Genomic DNA, 20,630 nt, shown 5'->3' with positions numbered 1-20,630 from the left:
GAACTTATTTCACATCAATTTTATTGAATCAAATTCTTCTGCCACAATATAAGTTTTCCCTATAAACATTACTGTAAGAGGAGATAAATTCAGTTCCCGGTTATACAACATATTCGTTTTAACACTATGCTTTTCTAGTAACTCCGCATATTTTGACATGAGTCGTTGAGGCCCTTTCGCAAAAAGTCCTGCGCCTGCTTTCAATAACTCATCGAAGTTTACATCTTGATGATTTAAAAACCGATCTACCTCCACATAATTTTCAAATAATTCATTATGCACCTGTGTCAAATCCCAATACAACTTAAATATATCTGCCGGCACTCCACTAAAATATAAATTTGTAAGTGGATCCTGATGTTCCCACAATAATGCATGTTCCGTCTCAAATTCAACACTAATAAAAGGTTCTGAAGAAACATTGGCTACTTTAAATCCTTTCAAATTTACTTGCCATCTCTGATCTACCCAATCCTTCTCATTAATGTAGTTGACATATTTAAATCTAATGATCACATAAGGTATCTCTGATTTAAAATCAACTTCCTCTATAAGGATGGTCCTATCATCAGGATAGTATTTATTTAACTCATTTAATAATTCCATTTTCTTTTATTTCAAAAGGTCAATTTTCCTATATCCAGGCACTTTTCGTTATCCCACGCCATTATAATATTTCTCATAAAAAAAGTACCTCTCTAGTGCTCTATTATTTTTCATCCAAAATAAAACTTTGACAAGACGCATCGTCCTGGAAGTCATATTAAAATGAAAGTGCAACTATTCTCATCTCTAGCCGGACATTCTTCTAAAAACGGTTTACTATTCTGCATCACGAATCAAAAATTCAATTTGGAACCTTAGTTGATAGTAATTTGGTGTTATAATAGTTTGATATCAGTGCAAAAAACTATCTTATGCTTGTCAGTGACTTCTTTTCTACCTTTACAACTCTAACCTCCCGTTTAAGAATAGTAGACCATAGCCACTGTAATAAATAGCATCGCTATCTACTGCCAATTCCTTAATCTTTCATTTTTCATTACTACCTCATCAACTTTATCGCCGTGAATTCAGCGGAGCCATCCCCATTAAACTTGGACCATTGTATACATAAAGCAAATTGGCGTCTTGCTTTATCTTTGTTACAATTAGCAATCCTTCCTTCAATATTGGCAGCAGGAACCCTTGTTCCATGAAATAAGCATCCACTGGCATGTAGTTGACCATGCTTTTAAGGACTGAATAACTACCAGTCTATTTTCCTCTGTTTAGATGGAACTTACATCCACTAAAATCATGAAACCGTTGCTAGACGCACAAATCTAGTTGATCAAATTCGAATATAATATTTTCTTTTGTTTATTGTAATTTGTAGGAAATTCCAAACGAATATTTCCCATAATATTTTGAATTTATGTCAGTTTATGAATAGATCTATCCATCAGATAAGGTTAGTAGTTGTTAACAGTACCCTCTCATTATAGGAAAGTGTTGCAGAGCAATTATCCAGAAAAATTCAAATTCCCAGCAAAATTTCGACTATGTTATGGGAGGAACTCAAAATTTGACTGAAATTAGCTGATACCTGAACCTATCCTTAAAGTAAACTTTCAAACCGGGAGTTTCGGAACGTCAGGTTTGACGAGGCTGGTAGTGGGAACGCAGTCTATACAAACGACGCTCCGCTACTTGACTCTATATTTCAATTTTCTTATACCCCTTGCAAACTCTTCTGCCACTCCACCTATTATAACTTCAACCCTACAGAAAAACCTTCTTATTACTTCATTCATACAATACATCATTTTAATTTGTAGTTACTTGTGGAATAATAAACCTAATATTCCTTGGCAATTCAGAAGGGGTAGCTGGACGAACATCCTGTACTTGCTTAAGTTTCGCAGGGTTGTTAGGCCTTGGAATATTCTCCCATACCTGCATATGTGGTGTTGGAATGGGTTCATTCTGCAGATTAGGGTGAGGTGCGCCAGGAGAACCATCTGGTTTTCCACCATCAAACCGATCACCAGGTTTAAAAGGTTCGTTTGCCGGACGAAACGCATCAAATATCCAATCTTGGTATTTAAAGATATTTTTGTTATTATCTCTTTGGAATGTGGTGTGATTCCCAGTTGCTTCGGGGTCGGATTTCATATTATTCGAACCTCTTGAACTTTCATTTTCCTTCTTATTATTATTACTATTTGATTCCCTTAGCGCATCTCCTGGCGCCAGAGGTGCAATTGGAATAGCCGGTGACAGAGGGACTGGTATAACTGTTCCTCTAGGTACTCCGTCTATTGGAATAGGTTCCAATATTGGTCCTCCCCCCCTGCTACCAGCCATAGGCAAGAGTATACCACCAATTTCACCCGCTTTTATAGCTGTTTTGTAATACTGAGCCTCTGCTTCTGTAAACGGCCAACTGCTTACATCTACTCCCGGCAAACCTATGGAGTGCTCTAATCCATTTAATGTTCCAAGAAAACTCGCTAAAGATTTTCTCCAACCGGGAGGATCTTCTACTGGACTATCTCCAAATCTGTCACTATACCTTATTGGATTATCAAGCATGGACGCATATGGACTCCATTCTGGATACCTACTAATGGCTGGATCTAAAGAAAACCAACGACCAATTCCAGGATCATACTCTCTGAACTGAGTAGTATATTCATTTCCTTCTCCTCCTATTTCATCGTTTCTTTCCATGCCATTAAACCCATACCTATACCCCTCCTTATATCCAGTTTCTGTTTGTAGGTTCGAACTTTTGCCGCCGGCTTCTTTCAGATTCCACCTCACGGTGGACACCCGTGCCATGGACTAACACTTCCTACTGTAAACCGTGTTTGGGACTTCCACCATAGAGCTGACAGACATGCCTAACACAAAAAAATAAGCGCCCCCCCCGGTGGAGAGGCGCTTTAAAGGTTAAATCGGTTAACTAAATTTACCATTCATCATCCGATCCTTACACTCTTTTCTAGAACTAATTTCATAAATGCTATTTAGATTTTTGAGATCTTTATATCATGTCAAGACGGGAAAATTTAACTGATGATCAATGGGCTCTAATAAAGCCGCTTATTCCAATTGTGCCAGTACGTGAACATGGCAAAGGACGTCCTCGTATACACAGCGACAGAGAGGTTCTTAATGGAATCTTATGGGTTCTGAGAACTGGCGCTTCATGGATTGATCTGCCAGGACGTTTCCCTTCTGGATCAACTTGTTTCAGGCGATTCAGTAGCTGGAGTAAAAGTGGTGTATTTCGAAAAATCCTTGAAACCCTGGCCCAGGATCTTGAAACAAGAGGCGGAATCGATTTATCAGAATGTTTTATAGATGGCACCTTTGCGGTGGCAAAAAAGGGGGCCCAGGAGTTGGAAAGACCAAGCGCGGAAAAGGTACGAAGCTCATGGTTATTACTGACGCTAATGGTCTTCCACTCGCCGTGCACACGACTTCTGCTAGCCCACATGAAGTCACCCTTGTCGAAGCTACCATCAATGAGACTTTTACGGTGGGACAGCCCACAAGAATTATCGGGGATCGTGCCTATGACAGTGATCCGCTCGATGACAAACTTGCGTTGAAAGGTGTTGAACTGATTGCGCCACATAAAAATAATAGAGTCAAACCTGCAACTCAAGACGGGCGACAGCTTAGAAGATATAAAAGAAAATGGAAAATTGAACGATTCTTTGCCTGGTTGAATAAATTTAAGAGAGTTATTACTCGATACGATAGATCTATTAAACATTACGAATCCTTTGTCCATCTCGCTTTCATTAAAATTATTCTAAGAAGGTATTTATGAAATTGGTTCTAGTTATTGATTTAGTGGAGTGATGATATTGCTGGTGCCTATCCTGACAAAATCCTAATACAAGCGGTATTAAGTAAATGGACTGGTCTTGATTCCAAAATTGATTCATATTCTTAAGATAATTGATTTCACTGGATACCCTGCTTTTTTCGTATTTCTGATATTTATTCCACCATTGGTCAAGCCTACTGATAATATCTCTATCTGTATTTTTTTTATTTTTTCGAACAACTTCTTCAGCCTGTTAGCACCATAATATGAATCAACAAAAGCCCTAAATTCTGTGGTGCCTTTTTCGGTCCTTCTTCACGCCATAAACCATCATGACTCCTTGCTTTTAGATATTCGACAGCAAATGTCGAAAAACACTTCATTCTTCCACCTCCAATTTCTTTAATATCAATCACGAATATGACCAACTTCATGAGATGTCAAATCAAACCATAACATCGCACTATTACTAATGCCTGGTAATTACCAGGCATTAGTATTTAAGTATGTTGAGACTTATCAACTTAGGGTGTCATTAATCTATACTCTCAAATTCAATTTTCGGTATAGAATCTAAATAACTATCCAAGTCATTTGTAAAAACAGACTTAACTGTATCAGGAATCTGCATTCTCGACAAACGTACTCCCCTATGAGTTTTTGAACACCACACTAAGCCCCACCCCATTCCTGTATCTTTCTGAACGAGAACAAAAATGGACTCTATAATACCTTCTTTATCAAAAGGAGAAACTATATTTTCTTCTCCCTTTAGAACCCTGTTTATAATATCTGTCCAGTTGTTTTTTGTCTTCATTTTACTTTATAAATTTCCTTTTTATAATATTCCCAAAAAGTGTTTTCTATTCCATAGGCCGCATTTTCAAATCCTTGTATTGTTTTCATATCTACACTGGTACCCCAAATTGAGTATTGCATAATGTGAGTTCTCTCATGCCCTAACGTTTTTACAAGAGTTTCATAATCAGAAAAGGCTTTGGGGAATAATGTAATCGTCTTATCTTGAGCAGATGCAACATATGGAAAATTTGACGCCATCTTTTCAAAATCTCTATCAATCTTTATTTTAATTCCCTTCAAGCCAACACCTGCTCTCTCTGCAACACTTTTTACATCTTTTAACCTCATTGGAACTTCTAATTCAGAAAAAGCACCCGTATTTCCTTTCCTAAAAAGTGTTAATTCAGAGTTATCAGTAATATTCCCACCAAGAGATAATCCTTTAGCTGCCCCACTTTCAACAATAGGAAGAACAACATTAGACAAGGTCGATAATGAAGCACCTACTCTTTCTTTATAATTCGTTATTCCTGCGTTATCAATTCCTCTTGCATGATTTTTTCCTTCTGTGGCTGTAGTATATGCAATTTTCCCATCATTAACTATCTGATAGACTAATCTCGAAAGAATCGCCCAGCTATGAGTTGACGATTTGCTATCATTCCACTCCCTCCATGTATCCGCCCAATTAGGAATATAAGCTCTTATAGTGGGGGCATTTTGATTAGCTACTTGCTTAGCGTATGCGAGTTTGATGTGAGATTTCCATTTTATTGAATAAGGTATACTTTGCATCCACTCCAGACCATCTTGATCTATCCCATCAATCGGACGATCACTTGCAAATTGATAAGGTGTTAATTCTGGATACTGAAATGTTATTGGGTCTACACTTAGGAAACGGGCAGCCAGTGGATCATATACCCTCATTCCATAATCCTGCTCATTCCCCTCACCCTTCACATCATTATCATTCTCCTTTCCGTTAAACCCATATGGATATCCTTTAGCAGTTATACCATAACTCACTCCACTCTCAGTCCCAGGATCGGCACTCGTCTGATCCACAAACAGCGTAGTTAACTCATCACCAGTCCCACTTGCAAACTCCCCTTCAAAACTTATCACCTGCGTAGCCATATAAGTTCCCGGAGTATTATTCGTACGCTGAGTGACTGTCAGTGTCGCAGGGATGGTATCCCCATTCATTACAACAGTACTACCCGCAACATTCCTTCCTGTCCCTATATGCCCACCTCTTCCAGGCATCAGCATACCGAATGGATAGTATTCCTGGGCCGAGTTAATAACAGGATTATAAGAATCTATACTAGAATTATTGAGTGACACCCCCGTTTTCCTGTCAGAAACCGTTGCAAGCACATTTCCCAAATGGTTCGTTAACTCAAAGAACTTCTTTCCTCTTGTAAATGTAATATTTTTCCCATAACCTAACCCTATGATACTAGTTGTCGGTGTTGGTGTTGCATCCTGTACATTAGTTGCCAGGGTTGTCATCCCTAAACGGCTGGAACCATACAAATTGGCTTCTATCTGACTTAACTGGCCACTATTAACGGATGTATCCCGATAAGTATACGTACTCAGTATGTTGCCCGTAGCGTCACGTATATAGAATGTCTGAACAGTATCTTGCGTTTTGCTGATCACTGACTTACTGATCCGGTTTCCAGCTGCATCATAGGCATAGACTATAGAAGTCGTATCATGCTTATATATTTTGGCTATTTTACCATATACATTCCACTTAATACTATCCACCCCGGCACGGACATCAGAAACCATATTACCAATACTATCGTACTTGTAATTACCAATTGACTGGTTATCAATATCATTTCCATAATTAGCGCCTCTTACCAGGTCTGTCACATAGGAAAGCTTATTTGTACCAGGACAGTAATGATAAGTCAGGCTATCCATTCCTAAAGGCGAACCTGCAAAGGTTTTATTACCATTACGATTATAAGTCAGGATATTACCATTTCCATCATAGGTAACTGCTTCTTTGAAATCTGAAAGCGCTGTGAAGGCATTGGTCCAGGAGTTGGTTAAACTATCCAGCCCCTTATTGGCGACCATACCTGTAAGTCGGTTGAGAACGTCGTAGGAATAAGTATATTCCAGCGGGGTGCCAAGTGTTGAAATGCTTTGGCTGATAGCAGAGATATTACCATTGAATAACGGGCTATTGCCAACTGCCACAGCAAATGGCTTAACGGAAGTATTAACAGGTGTATATTCTCTACTACCAAAGTAGTGGATACCGAATCCAAATGCATCTTTCGCTACCAGGCTACCACTGGCACCGTCACCTCCCATATCAAATGTTGGCGTGAGCGCGGTACTGTTTATCCCTTTCAGCCACCCTTGTAATGTGTATGCATAATCAATACCCTGTACCTGTTGCTGACCTATCACTGCACGAGCCAGCGGACCATGCTTATAGTATTCATACCAGGCGTCATTCTCCCAATAGATACTATCGTGACTGGTTTCAACGTTGGTCAGGCGGTTTTCCGCATCATAGCTATAACGATGATAAAAGGCATCTTTCTTCCCTGGCTCATACGCTACAAAATTAACCTTACCGCTAATTAAATCATATTGATAATTAATAGTCTTGAAGCGGTTACCATTTATAAGCATGTTTCCATGCTTGTAGTCCTGTAACAAGGACTTAACATTACCATGGATATCATAACTATAGAATGTACCACTCGAATAATCCAATCCATCTGTAGTATTCAGAGACGCAGCATCATCAAACATTGCCATCCACGAAACCCGGTTTCTAAGATTATCCTGCACCAGCACGGTATCAGATGCATAATAAGCAATATCATAAACCGTTTTTGTAATCTGCGTACGGGTAGCCGCTGCTGCATTTAACCAGCTTGCTAAACTTTGCTCACTTCGGCTAATTGTACTAGTCATCGCTGTAGCACTAGTGATCTCTCCTACCTCAATCGGCCGGCCCAGTGCATCAAAGTTTGTATAACTATAGTTTTTAGCTAATGATTGTTTCACATTCTGAGAAACAACCGCCCTACCTAATTTATCATACCAGTAATTAGTAATACTATCATCAGGTGTTTTCTTCGAAGCAATCTGATTCAGCGTATTATACCTATACTCCGTCGCCATCTGATGCGCCGGCACGAACCGTGTACCCGCTCTTCTCGCCGCTGCCAGATTTGCCTTCCATGCCGCACTCCGATCTATCACCACTCCCGCTGGCGGAATCGTCCTTGTCAGGTTCCCTGCCTGGTCATAATAATACAAAGTATACTGATACTCACTGGTGCCATACCCTAATGTAAACAACTCACGCAGCCCACCAGCAATCGCCGTATCACGATAAATCTTATCAAAATTATTCTTCAGGACATCCTTGTAATTATTGTATAAGTCATACCCCTTGCTATATACCAGGAAGGCACTATCAGAACAATTGTTGATTGTATCCTTGACTGTAGTGAAGATAGTCACTGACTTTCCACATAATAATATGGTATCAGCGACAGGATCAGAGACATTAGAAACCCTCGCTATGATAGTACCGCCTGTCGTATCACTGATCTGGCACTGGTTAGTCCTGAAGTCCATATACTCCCAATAATGCTTATTAAAGCCCAGTCTCACGTTCATATAGTTTTCGAACAACTGGTTCTTCTTCATCTGCACACTATCTGTTGTCTCTCTTACTGGTGCATTACCCGGATATTTGGAAATATAACTATTATACAATGTATCAATTACCTTACAACCTATACAGATATCGCCCGTATAGCACTGTAATGCCGGTGGAATAGTAATAGGAGATGTAAGGCTGACACACGTGCTATTACCATTACATGAGCTCAACAATGAATCCAGGTTCGCCTGGGTCATATGGATACCTCTCGTAGCCGTCAGATAAGCAGCAAATGTGAGGCTTGTTCCTTTCGCTGTGTATTCACTCTTCAGCGCATTCAACTTAGTACACTGACAATCGTCTGGTTTGCTGTATAACGTGATGTCGTAATAAGCCGGCTGCTGATCGTAAGGTGCCGGAGAGGTAATCTGGTAAGCATTGCAGGTATAAGCCTGTAGGTTTTTACCCGCATAATATGCATCCAATACTGCCTGGAAACTTTTGTATGTATAAGTGCTACCCGGTGCTACTGTACTCGAGCCAAATGGATGTGATATATCTGAACCCTGTTTACATACCTCTACTAATCTTGGTAAGATCACGTTAGTAAGAGTAACTGAATCAATACAACCAATCAGTTTACTGTACCAATCTGCAATGTAAGCTCTACAATTCTGGGCATAAGATGAATCCATTGACACACGCACTGAATCTGAACCCTGATTTTGATTCAGGTAAGAAGGACCCTGCTCGCTGACTGCCTTATCAGCTACATAAAAAACTGGCTGGAATCCTGAATCAATGAGTGTAGCAGATGATATCTTTGGGGTACCGGAACAGGAAGCTGCATCAATCACTGCATCAATCAGGTTATGCTTTTCTGTCTTATAGCTCTCCCTGAAAGCACGCCATGCCATATCCAGATCTGCTGTACAGGTCAGCAAACCAAAAGCGGTTGTTGGATAAATACTGGTCTGATAACACGTTCCATTGGAAGGACACTTCACACGAACCATCGCCATGGTATACATGCTGACGTTAGATGGATTGTTCTTCATGTAGTTATTTATCCGGTTATTCAAACCATCCTTAATACTGGTGTATTTAATCGGATCGACATTAGCGGTTACAATTGTAAAATTACCGTAAGTAGAATCTCCCAATGGGTTCAGGTATCCCGCTGCTACGGCATCTGCATAGGTATCTATTTTTGAAAATTTATCATCCCAGTCATAACTTGACTTATACTTAATATAAGTCAGGTATTTACAATATTCCGGATGATATTTCAATAACGCATTTGCCCAGGAAGACTTAAACTTACTCCCAAACTGGGTGGCTGTCAGTTTTTGCGGAATCACCCATGCTCCTGTCTGTTCATCATATACTGTATCCTTTTTACCATTCTCATCCAGATACACAATTAGAGTATCCTGGTATGGAGGCAGTTTAACATCAGAATCACTATAAAAGATAGAGAAAATATTCGCACTATCTTCCGGCACTGCATATTGTCCTGACGGAGCTGTCACATCCAGCAACATTTGCTTCAATACATTTGTAGTCTGAGCAGTACTATCGCACAGCGCGTTACAGGCATCGATGGCTGCTTCATAGGCAGTCCATGCTGCACCCCGGCTGGCAGCAGTATCCTGGATCTGGCCTACGCTCATATAGTTGGCCCGGAAGTTATCCCAGCTACCAATACTTACAAAACATGCCTGGCAGGATGGTAAACAGTCCGTTGTAGGCTGCAATGCTCTTTGATCATTGATAAAGTCATCCAGCGTCTTACACAGGGATTTGGCCATGTAAATATTGTCCCGGTAATAAGCAAGTGCATCACTGTTCACTACAAGACGTTTCGTGATCAGGTAAGATCCTGAAGTCAACGCCAATGAATCAGTTACATCGATATTTTGTACTGTTGAATTTGCAGTTGGATCGGTACCTGCTGTATAGTTACGGAATACCCTTTCATAGGCTTTTTTACCAGGTAAACGCTGGTTATTTGCGTCATCCGTGATAGTAATATACAGATCGTATCGTACAGGATAGTCAACGATGACACCATTGCAATCCGGCATCTTTACAGAAGGTGTATTCAACTTGTAGCGGAACGTATATGTAGCATCAACAGATACGATCTTACTCTCAACTGTTTCAAGTGTCAGGTCTTTGAGTTGATTACTCCCCTGACGTGACAATGTATCCAGGTAAGTCAGCGGTGTAACACCCGGCAATGCGGAAAGATTTGCACTATCCGGACTTCCTGCCAGCGCGGTAGCAATTGTACGCCCATGCATGTCAACATACGTTATTGCAACCTGGCCATTTGCATCCTTTACGGAATTTTTAAAATAGTGTGTTTTATCTCCTACATCCGTACCAAATAATAAATCCAGCTCCTCCTGACTTGGGCTGCCGTACTGATAACGGGTCTCGTGATTGCTACCCAATTTAAATACGTCGCCTACCCCGCTCTGCCTGCTGATTCTACCGGTATTATCCTGTGTATATTCTGTCTGGGTAAATGCATACCCATTGGAGTTTGGCAGGTAACGATTCATGCCCTGATTGCTCTCAGGATTATTTGCAGAATAATACTGGTTGGCTCCTGATAAAGAAGACATCGCTGCTGCACCGCCAGTCAGATAGTCACTGGTGCTAACCAGGGTATCATATTGGTTCTTGTCATATTCAGCTCCATTTGCAGCGTTATTAAAACTCCTGAAATATTTTACTGCATTGCTTAATGTAGGTGCAGGCATTACCTGTATGGCAGGACGCCCCTGGTAATCATACATTGTCTCTGCTACGATAGCCGTATTCGTACTATTATCTTTGGTAACCGTCTGACGACTGTGTAAGCTACCATCATAATAATTGACTACTACCTTACGCTTTCCTTCTTCTGCAAAACTGATGGCAGATTGCCAGTTGAGAGAGCGTTCGTGTCCGCTATAACCATATTTTCCGAATCCAGCACTGTATTTGGAGCTCCATACAGTCTCCATTCTCACGTTATTGGACCTTTCCTGCACAGACCTTACCCTATAAAATATAATACCCGGCTCGTCGAACATGAGTGGTATATTATAGCTGGTACCTGTAATGGTCACACGGGTAGCGTTGTTACGGAATACCGCCTCTGTATCCAGTGGTGTACCATATCTGAACAATGCGGTAGAATCAATATGGGTCCATTCCAGGTCATAAGCATCTGCTCCTTCCACTGCTGACCATTGCACCGTCAGCTCATCACTGGTATCCACCAACTGGGCACCATTATTTGATACACTAGTGACCGCATCCGTACAAGCCAGTTTATATACGGGGCGAACATACATCTCATTTTCCAGTGTCAATGCAGGAAGGATATCCTTCTCAGCTGTAATGGTTACACTCAATACCTCGACCTTTACCTTATGCGCATTGCTGAATACAAAGCTGGACCTGCTGGTATAAGCATCGGTAGATTTGTAGTTAATGGTCAGCGTCTGTGAAAGGGTATCGGTTTTAAAGTCTGGTTTGGTATATGTAATCCTCACCTTCACAGAAGCTGTAAACTCCGAAGGAAGGTACAATTTTGAGTATTCATTGATCTTTAAGGTAACGACGTTTTTTACGCTATAAGGCGTATCGAGCTTTGGTAGTTTAGTTACGTCGAAATATGTGGCATCTGTCACCACAATGCTATCATTTACAGCGATCTTGTTGCTATCCAGTGTCTGCCGGAGCACGGTGACTGACTGGGCATGGCTATCCATTGCTGTGGTCAGCAATAATAGTAGCACGCTAAAGATGCCGGTATATTTTTGCAATAATTGTCGCATAGGGCTATTCTTTTAACAGGGCGTTTCTGCTTTCTGAAATTGTTTTTATTCCTCTTTCCGTTTCTTTCTTTTGACGGATCAGTGTACCATCATCATCATACTCAAAGAAGGTTGCATAGTTATTTTCGTCCAGTTCGGCCATCAGCCTTAAATTACCCGGATCGTATGCAAAGGATTTCATGTTCGCATTGTATGGGTGAATGCGGAGGTCATCCAGGTATACGACTGTACTATTCAACGATTTCAAATAGATGGATAAGGTGGTACTTCCGGCAGGCAGGGATACGACCTGTTCATAACGCTGCCAACCTTCGATGATAGCGCCTTTAGGAATAGCAGTATAAGTGGTGTCACTATTGCCGGCACGTTTTACTACAATGGAAAGGCGATTGTTCACATAGGTTTCGCCAGTACATGGTTGTGCTTCTTTTACCCAGCAACTTACTACGATCTGTTTGCCTGCAATTGGAGAGAAGATAGGTAGCAAGGCATCCTCCGTAGCTTTTACACTTTTCAATACGCTCGTACTGGTGCAGAGATTCGTACTTGTATTAAAAGTCAGTCCCAGGGAAGTACTATCGGCCTGTACAACGGAGGCACTGATACCAACTGTTGAGTCTTCGGGTATACGTATGCTGTATTTGCCGGTATGTGGTGCTTCGGTCGTGATATATGATTTATACCCCGAAAAGTCCAGGTTACGACCTATGCTACAGCCTTCATCACAAGCAGGTACACCATAATAATAGTCTTCAAAGCCTTCGTAGGTGGCTTCTCTGTAGCGCGCATTTTGAGTAGCGGCAATGATCATGGCGTCCTGGTAACCGTACAGGCCAGCGGTATATCTATTTAAAGGATCTCTTGTTTCCAGTTCCAGCCCTTTTTTGTTATAGAGGGTTGTCTGGCTGTTCCACACCCAACGGGTAGTATCCTGCTGAGCAGTCAATTTTTTGTTAACGACTTTCCAGAATGGGGCAAAGGCTGATATGGTTCCCCCGGTTCTGAGCACTACTTCGGTTGTTGTGTTTGTTTCAGCACGATTACCATAGTAGACATAGCTTTTGGAGGGACGCCAGTTACCTGCCAGCCCATAAGTATACGCATTCACACTGGTGTCGGTGACAGCACTGTAACAAAGGGCGGAAGCGGCTGTTGTGCAGGTGTAACAATTGCCAATGGATAATGTAGCGATGGTGGTAGTACTGCCGGAAAGATGGTAGGTCACTGTTTCGCCAGTGCCGGTGCAGGCATTACTTAGCAGATTATTGAAAGTTACGGAGCTGGTAGCATTAATATTGACTTCACAATCACCGATCCTGGCACTATAAGTGGTGCCGGAAGTAGCTGTAGAGGTGGCGTAGAAGTACTTATTAATGTTCTTATATAGGATTGCACACCTGGTATAAGAGACATCGTAACCAGCCATTCTTGCATCTCTGAGGAGAGATGCAAGAATGATGTGGTCCGTTTCTTTTGTTTGGAGACGGTTAGATGCGATCAGATAGTCGAACATTGGCTTCAGGCATTCGCAGGTACAGGAGGATTGTCCGTACAGGTTGGTGCCTGCCATTATCAGAAAACTATAAATCAGTATGAGGATATATCGTTTCATATGTTTAATCAGACAGTTAAGAAAGGGATTACTGTTTCCAGACGTCAATGGTGAGCGGTGGGCCGTTGACATGCCATGTTTTTGTATAGGTAAATGTTTCAGCTGTTCCTCCATTGATTGAAACAGTTGCAGTTTGATCTGTACCCTGAGTTTTTAAAGTAATGGTCCACATCGCCGGACTAAGGCTTACGCTGTATTGGGCATCTGATTTAGTGAATAACTGTTTCGTTGTTGCCGTGCCCCCTTCAGTTGAGTAGGTAATCTCTATTGCTGTAGAATTTTTACCGGTCGGCACACGAACGACCAGATGCGTTGCATCCAGACAGACACCCTGTGCATTCGCTGTGGCTTGCAAAGCGCTCAAAGAACTGGCACCTGCTTTATCCTGTGCATCTGACTGAGACACATAAGAATAAGCCAGATTTGCAGCTATCTGTTTTGAAACTGTTGATCCTACATAGCCAGAATCACATCCCTGTTTGGAGGCATAAAGCGTAAATGCATCATTATATATCCGTCCATTCCTTGACACTGCTATATTTATTGGCGCCGTAGTCGTAAATGATGAATCGGTAGTACCACTGGTAAGTGTATGTTGTACAGAATCCTTCGTAAACGCATAACATTTCTCCATGGCAGACATATACACGGTGTAAGATCCCTCAGGAATTGCCTTACATATTGGGAACTGTGTCACCTGTTCACCACCTCCTAAAGTATAAGACACACCTGTTTGATTGTTTTTAGCAATCATCTGGAATGATGGCATATCCTCAGAATCCGGCTTCTTATTTACAAAGAAGTTACAAGTCAGGCAGTTTCCATGTGCATTTGCATAAGCCTGCCCATTCGCGGCTGTATCTGCTGCTGCATCTGCATCAGCCTGTGCCTGGGTAGTTTCACGATAGGTATCATACGCAACTGTATATGTGGTGGTATCAGGAACAGTACCTGAAGGACAATTATTCCTCACATAGTTTCTGCTAATCGCTTTATTCGGGTATAAACATGGACTAAACCGGGAAGCATACACAGGGCCAAGTGAATCCAGTGCTTTCTTTGCAGAATCATTTGCAGCCTGCTGACTTACGGTAGAGGAATACATGTCACGATCGATATGATAGTAAACATAATTGGACACCCTATCAGTGGCACACTGTGCCTTGTACCAGGCGCCGGTACTATCATTTCCGTATACATGTACGCCACAGGAATCCTTACTATACAATGCATAAGATTGCGTTATACAACTTGTAACTGAGTCCTTTTTCTTTTTATCTGCCACTTTCCAGAACTGACTGAATTCCGTAGCAGTTGCATTTAATACACCAGAGTTAGCATTAATGACCAATGCAGTATCACCAACGATTGGATTATTCAGCATCGTCATTTCTCCTGCTACTGCAGCGATATTCCTTCTGCCGGAACGGGTCACTTTCATCGTTACTTTATTGCCGGTAAATGGTGCTCCATCCTTCGTTACAAAGTAAAGATCCGGAGTACCACCACTTATCGCATTTGCATCAACAGCATAGAGTCTGCTTAAAGCCGGCCATGTTGCGATTTCCGGATCACAATCCGTACCACCTGTCTTTTGACGGGTATACACCAGGATCTCATCACCTGCTGCAAAATATTTGACAATAGTTGTATCAGGTAACCCCGATACGATTTTGCCCTCCCGGATAGTTACGTTATCGGCGGTAGCTCCAATGTTCTTATAGGCGCCACTCATACCATCATACGCCCAACCCGCAGGAACTGAAAAATGATATATCGGATCGTTAAATTCATTTTGTGAACTTGTCAATACCACATCACCCGTTTCTCCATCATAAACAAGATTGCGGCTTACGACCCGGCTTCCCTTGTCTTTTACAACCACACTATCCAGCAGACCATGCCGGTTCACAATTTTTGTGGTACCGAGTACACGGAAGATGGTTTCTTCCCGCTGAGCGATATTGAGTAAGCTCGGTATTATAGCAAAGAAAGATCCTACCAACCAGCCGTCGGAGTTAATATTCAAATTGTATGCATTGGTAACTGAACGTTGCTGACGCATACTCATCATCAGCTCAACATCTTTACCTACAGATGCAGAAGCATCAATAAAACCTGTATCATTGATGACTTTCACGGTATTATTTAAATGCTTGAAAGTTGCTGACTGATCATCTACATGATAATAATTCTCAGTGTATGAAATTTCGTGATCAGGGTCTGCTTCACCATACACTGCCTGAGACTTTATCTTACCATTCATGTCATTCAACTCAACTTTGAAACCCTGACTGACACCCATATAGTGCTTGGCATCAATTTTCAATAAGTTGGCCAATGCCGGTTTAAACCTCTTCTTATTATCTCCTATTGGCGTTTTATCTGTGAGGGTAGGAAAATCGTAACTGGTATAGAAACGGGTTTCCGCATATCCATTAGCTGAACGCTTATTCTTCGTATTGATAGACCGTACTCTTACTTTACTATAACCTATAGAAGGCGCAGGGAAAAAAGATTCGCCCAGTGGTCTTTCTACATATCCACTGCTCACAGGCGCTAATACTGCCGCCTGTTCCTTGTATTGAATAGGTAAGCGCCATGGGTTTTCCTCACTTCCAATTGTAGGCTCCCAGGAAGCTACACCACTACTGATAGTCACTGAATCGCCAACTCCCCTGACAGACCGGGTAGTTGTATAGATATATTCCTGTCCATACACCGCCTCTTTTTGTTTGGTCATCGCATTCCAGTTGTCAAAGATGGAGACTCGCTTTACACGCAGGCCACCACCATACTTCTTCAGATACGGGTTAGCCAGGCGAATAAAGGATCTGGAAGTATCAAAAGATTTCGCCCAACCTTTTATTCTTGCATCTGTATCAAAACCGGTGAGTATCTCTGTGAGATTAGTCACCTGTGATAGTAACATTTTAGCACCATCCAATGGTGTCAGGTTATCACCTGTCTGAGAGCCAGGATATGCTTTGGATGGGAGATTCAGACGAAGGAACTGCATAGCGGCTTTTGCTACCGGATTATAACCACCAGATACTACTTCCCCTGCTTTGTTGACTGTTTGTAGCTTCAACCAAATAGAGAACCCATTATTATAATAGCCATAATTACCTGGCTCTATCGTGGCATAACAGTTTACGTATTCACTTCCACTACCAAATTTATCGGTAGGCATTTTTACGAATACCTTAAAGAACAATGTATCCATTCCTTCCAGGTAGCGGCTGTATAGTTCCTGATTACTGCTCACTGGTTTGGGAACGTTGATACCTACATATGTAGGTTCATTGGTAAGACTATACAATTCATTTTTCAGACTGCTCTGGGAGCTTGGTATACCAGCACTGAAACCTGCAATTCGGAATAACTGGGCGGCACGCCTGTTCTGAACAAATGCATAATCGTCACTTTCGTAATCAACTTTCATTGTTGCACCAGAAGGAAGCCTGATCTGATCCAGTGTCCACGCAGCAGCATTGGTAGCAGCCTGCGTACTGTCCTGCAGTGCATACGGATATTCTGCATTATTGAGTGCCCCGGGATTCTGGGAAGGATTTTTATAGTTCCCCCAGCGATCGTAATAGTTTGTCTGATAAGCCGGATTATTGGAATTATACTTAAATACATAAGCATTTTTATCCTTTCGTTGATTACCATTGTAGGTAAACCATAAACTATCAAGTGTTAGTTTCCCATTGGCATTATTGGGGTTCACGCCTTTACAAAGGGAATAACTATACCTGAAGTGTACCGTTTTGATAGCTAAAGCATTGTTGCCATAGCTCAGGTAATCTGATTTAGAATACAACTTGATAGAATCTAATCTCTTATGCTGACCAACTGCCTGCGCATTTCCATTCTCATCCATACCCGGCAGGTCTTCGCGATTAGACACCCAAAAAATAGCCATCATATTCTTGGACTCAATTGAGTTGAGATACCACAATTCTTTCTCACCATATAAATAGCTACCCTTATCATCCCTGTTATCTGTTTGTAAACCCTGGTTATAATTTGCTTTATTATTATAAGGTATACGCCATTTTTCAGGTTTATTCTTATCGGCTATTTTTGTATAGTTAAAGCGAATGGCATCTCCCGGGTCATCAGGCGTAATGCCATCACCTGTAAGGTCTACATAATCGGCAGACAGGATCGCTGACAACAGGAAGCTATGCGGATAAGCAGGCATTTCTTCCTTACTGAAGTAATTATCATTACCATTCTGATTGCCGACTGCATTATCTACATCAGGTACATAACCTACCAAACCAGATGCCTTATCACCTTTGTTCGCATCTACAGAGAAAGTGACGTCCTTTTGCAGGAAATTGTATACAGGTACACCATATATATAACGGCGGCCATCTGCATTTAACACATCTATTTCGGAGATATGATTTTTCTTGCGGAAAGTATTTACACGTTTTTCTCTTACTATGGCACCATCACTGGTAGGGAAAGCAGTCTTCGTCGATTCCAGATATAAATTCGGCGTTGGAATAGCCTGTGTAGCCTGGCCAGCAAATCTCCATTGCAATTTGGCGATTGCTTTCTCCTTCTTCTGGAAATATTCCATTACTAACTTGTAGTTTTCCCCTGCTACCAGGTTTACGACGGCGGTATCTTCATAGTCAGCAGGTTTACCTGTCCAGTTCTTAATTATAAGAGAGTCATTGAGGTATAAGCGAATCCCATCATCAGTTCTGGTGGAAAACACATATCTACCTGTGACATCTGTTTTCAATCTGCCGGTCCAACGAACAGAGAAATTAGTATTTACTTTAGGTGCTCCTGTAGGTTCAGACGCCTGAAACTCGATGGTTGAACCATAGTTGACAATCTTATCAGTTTTAGAGAATAAAAACCTTTCGAAACCTTGTCCGCTGTAGTAGTCTCCTCTCAATCCCTGTGAATCAAGATCAGAAGGATAGGTCATATCGCAACTCTGCAGCGGGAACTTGTTTTCACCGTAGTTATCAATATATTTAGATAATCCTGCAGTACTGGCTTCTTCGGCTGTCAGGTAAGAAATAACCTGTGTACGTTTATCACGTACTGCTCTACTGGAAGTACGGCTGGTTACAGTAACTGTTTCTTTCAGAGAATCGTTCCTGTATTTATCAAGCAAATTTTTTGCGTAGATATCAGGATCACTTTTGCTGGATTGGTATAATCTGGTCACTACTACATCATCCCCACCCAATGCATTCTGCCAGCTCTTATCGTTTACTGTAGTTTCACCGGGGTTTCTGAAATAAGAAGCTTCGTATAATCCGTTTGAATTTTTAAATGGGGCAACGGCTGCCATGGCATTCAACGCCGTCCATGGACCATTTTCAGAGGTGGCACGTGTCAGGTTAAAATCGGCTCCCCAGTGGAATGTTTGTCCAAAACCAAGATCGATGCTACCACTGATAGACCCATCCTTTGTTTTCATCTGGTGATCATACACATAACCGATATCACCTCTATATGCGCGGAACATTCCACCCGTGCCTTCCCCGGAAATAGCAAATACATCATATGTGTAAGCTGGAATACCAATGGTCGGAATTGCAGGCTTTTCACGATAAGGCATTTCCTTTTCGATGTTATAATCCAGGAGTGAACTGGGTTTACCATTAGCATTCTGATAGTTCAGGTAACCGAATGCAGGCAATATGAGTGCAGTATCTGCACCTGCAATTTCCTGCTTTGCATGGTTATAGGCTGCACGGATATATGGGTGATATGATATTGCTACAGAACCCACCTTTGCGGTAAAACTAAAGGCAGTACTTGTATAAGGGAAAGTAATTTGTGGGGTGTATGCCTGACGGGCAAAAGATATACTTGACTGAAAAGCGCCACTGGTACCTTTAGTAGGATTGTTTTTACCGGTTGTGCGGTATAATCTGTCTCCTACGGAAAATTGCAGGTCTTTTAACCCTGCACGGGTATTATAAGAACCAGATACGGAGGCAGTCGCAGCAGCACCGGTATTCGTTTGGCTTGCCTCTTTTACACCTTGCTGATAGAACAGAGATACCCCTGATGTAAGACCATCTGTAGAGCTATTCGTCAGGGATAATCCACCTGACAGTCCGGGGAATGTCTTTGAACCAGCGTTCAATCCGGGGGAGATAGAAGATTCTATTCCATATCCTCTATAGTTGTTATAAGTAAAGGCTATGCCGAAATCCAAAGTTCCAATAGATGAAGCGTCACTGGCTGACCTGGCTTGATCACTAGGTGTTCCAAATAATTCATACCCTGCTCCCAGGTTTACACCCCAGGATTCTGTTTCCTTCATATATTGTACTTTTCGGACACTATCGGCACCGTTAAATTCATCCGGTAATCCACGCATGTTACGTGTGATAGTACCTGGATTGACGTTCCAGCCCAATCCTACCCAACTTGGTTCCTGGTCCATGGAGATGCCACTGTTATATCCCAGTGCTATCGGGTAACCGCCTACATCCATCAAAGGAACCTTGTAGGAGAAATCGCCGGAAAAGAGATCTACTAAATTGTCTCCATTCACAGAGGTGAATGCCTGGGTTTCAGGTTGTCCGGGACCGCCGATATCTTCGGGTTTAGGATGCAAACCTGCTGAACGTGGTTGCATACCTTCTGCCTGCGGTTGAAGGACTTTTGAATTTGTCTGAATGATCGCCGGGTGGTGTGGGCCATTATTTACGACCACCGGCATTAACTTCTTATTTGCCTTGTCGGGAACAGGGACAATGGCTCTGACAGGGAACCCACTTCTCACCGCCGCCAGTGCGTTCATTGGCAGTACTGTCTCAATGTACAGCAGGGCCAGCATGACTGCAGCAAATGTCTTTTTCCCCCTTGCAGCTACTTCCAGAATCATGATTGATAATTATTTCT

General features: G+C 41.8%; 7 protein-coding genes. 1 reads left to right on the top strand and 6 read right to left on the bottom strand.

Features of this window, described 5'->3' with window-relative positions:
- Positions 1-9: 9 nt before the first annotated feature.
- Both QQL36_RS18950 and QQL36_RS18945 read right to left on the bottom strand, forming a co-directional pair.
- Positions 10-606, bottom strand: a complete 597-nt coding sequence (locus QQL36_RS18950; RefSeq protein WP_083730032.1) for a hypothetical protein — start codon at positions 604-606, stop codon at positions 10-12.
- A gap of 1,203 nt (positions 607-1,809) precedes the next feature.
- The gene (locus QQL36_RS18945; RefSeq protein WP_083730031.1) at positions 1,810-2,826 is read right to left on the bottom strand and encodes an RHS repeat domain-containing protein; all 1,017 of its coding nucleotides are present in this window, start codon (positions 2,824-2,826) and stop codon (positions 1,810-1,812) included.
- A 212-nt stretch (positions 2,827-3,038) separates the two neighbouring features.
- Here QQL36_RS18945 and QQL36_RS18940 point away from each other — a divergent pair.
- Positions 3,039-3,826 (top strand): IS5 family transposase gene (locus tag QQL36_RS18940; RefSeq protein ID WP_220388874.1). Its coding sequence is split into 2 segments (ribosomal slippage): positions 3,039-3,390 and positions 3,390-3,826, totalling 789 coding nucleotides; the frame shifts between segments, so codons are not numbered across the junction.
- A gap of 535 nt (positions 3,827-4,361) precedes the next feature.
- Here the strand turns inward: QQL36_RS18940 and QQL36_RS18935 are convergent.
- From QQL36_RS18935 to QQL36_RS18920, 4 genes are read right to left on the bottom strand one after another with little or no spacing between them, the layout of a single operon-like run.
- Positions 4,362-4,643 carry a hypothetical protein gene (locus QQL36_RS18935; protein WP_083730029.1) on the bottom strand — a complete coding sequence of 94 codons (282 nt, stop codon included), beginning with the start codon at positions 4,641-4,643 and terminating at the stop codon, positions 4,362-4,364.
- On the bottom strand, positions 4,640-12,121 hold the full coding sequence (locus QQL36_RS18930; protein WP_321566403.1) for an RHS repeat-associated core domain-containing protein: 7,482 nt from the start codon (positions 12,119-12,121) through the stop codon (positions 4,640-4,642). Before QQL36_RS18930 ends, QQL36_RS18935 begins: the two co-directional genes overlap by 4 nt.
- Positions 12,122-12,125: 4 nt before the next feature.
- On the bottom strand, positions 12,126-13,733 hold the full coding sequence (locus tag QQL36_RS18925) for a hypothetical protein (protein ID WP_321566402.1): 1,608 nt from the start codon (positions 13,731-13,733) through the stop codon (positions 12,126-12,128).
- A gap of 28 nt (positions 13,734-13,761) precedes the next feature.
- The gene (locus QQL36_RS18920) at positions 13,762-20,613 is read right to left on the bottom strand and encodes a DUF5977 domain-containing protein (RefSeq protein ID WP_321566401.1); all 6,852 of its coding nucleotides are present in this window, start codon (positions 20,611-20,613) and stop codon (positions 13,762-13,764) included.
- Positions 20,614-20,630: the final 17 nt, after the last annotated feature.

This window comes from Chitinophaga sp. LS1, assembly GCF_034274695.1.
GTDB lineage: Bacteria > Bacteroidota > Bacteroidia > Chitinophagales > Chitinophagaceae > Chitinophaga.
This window is presented reverse-complemented; position numbering and strand designations above follow the sequence as displayed.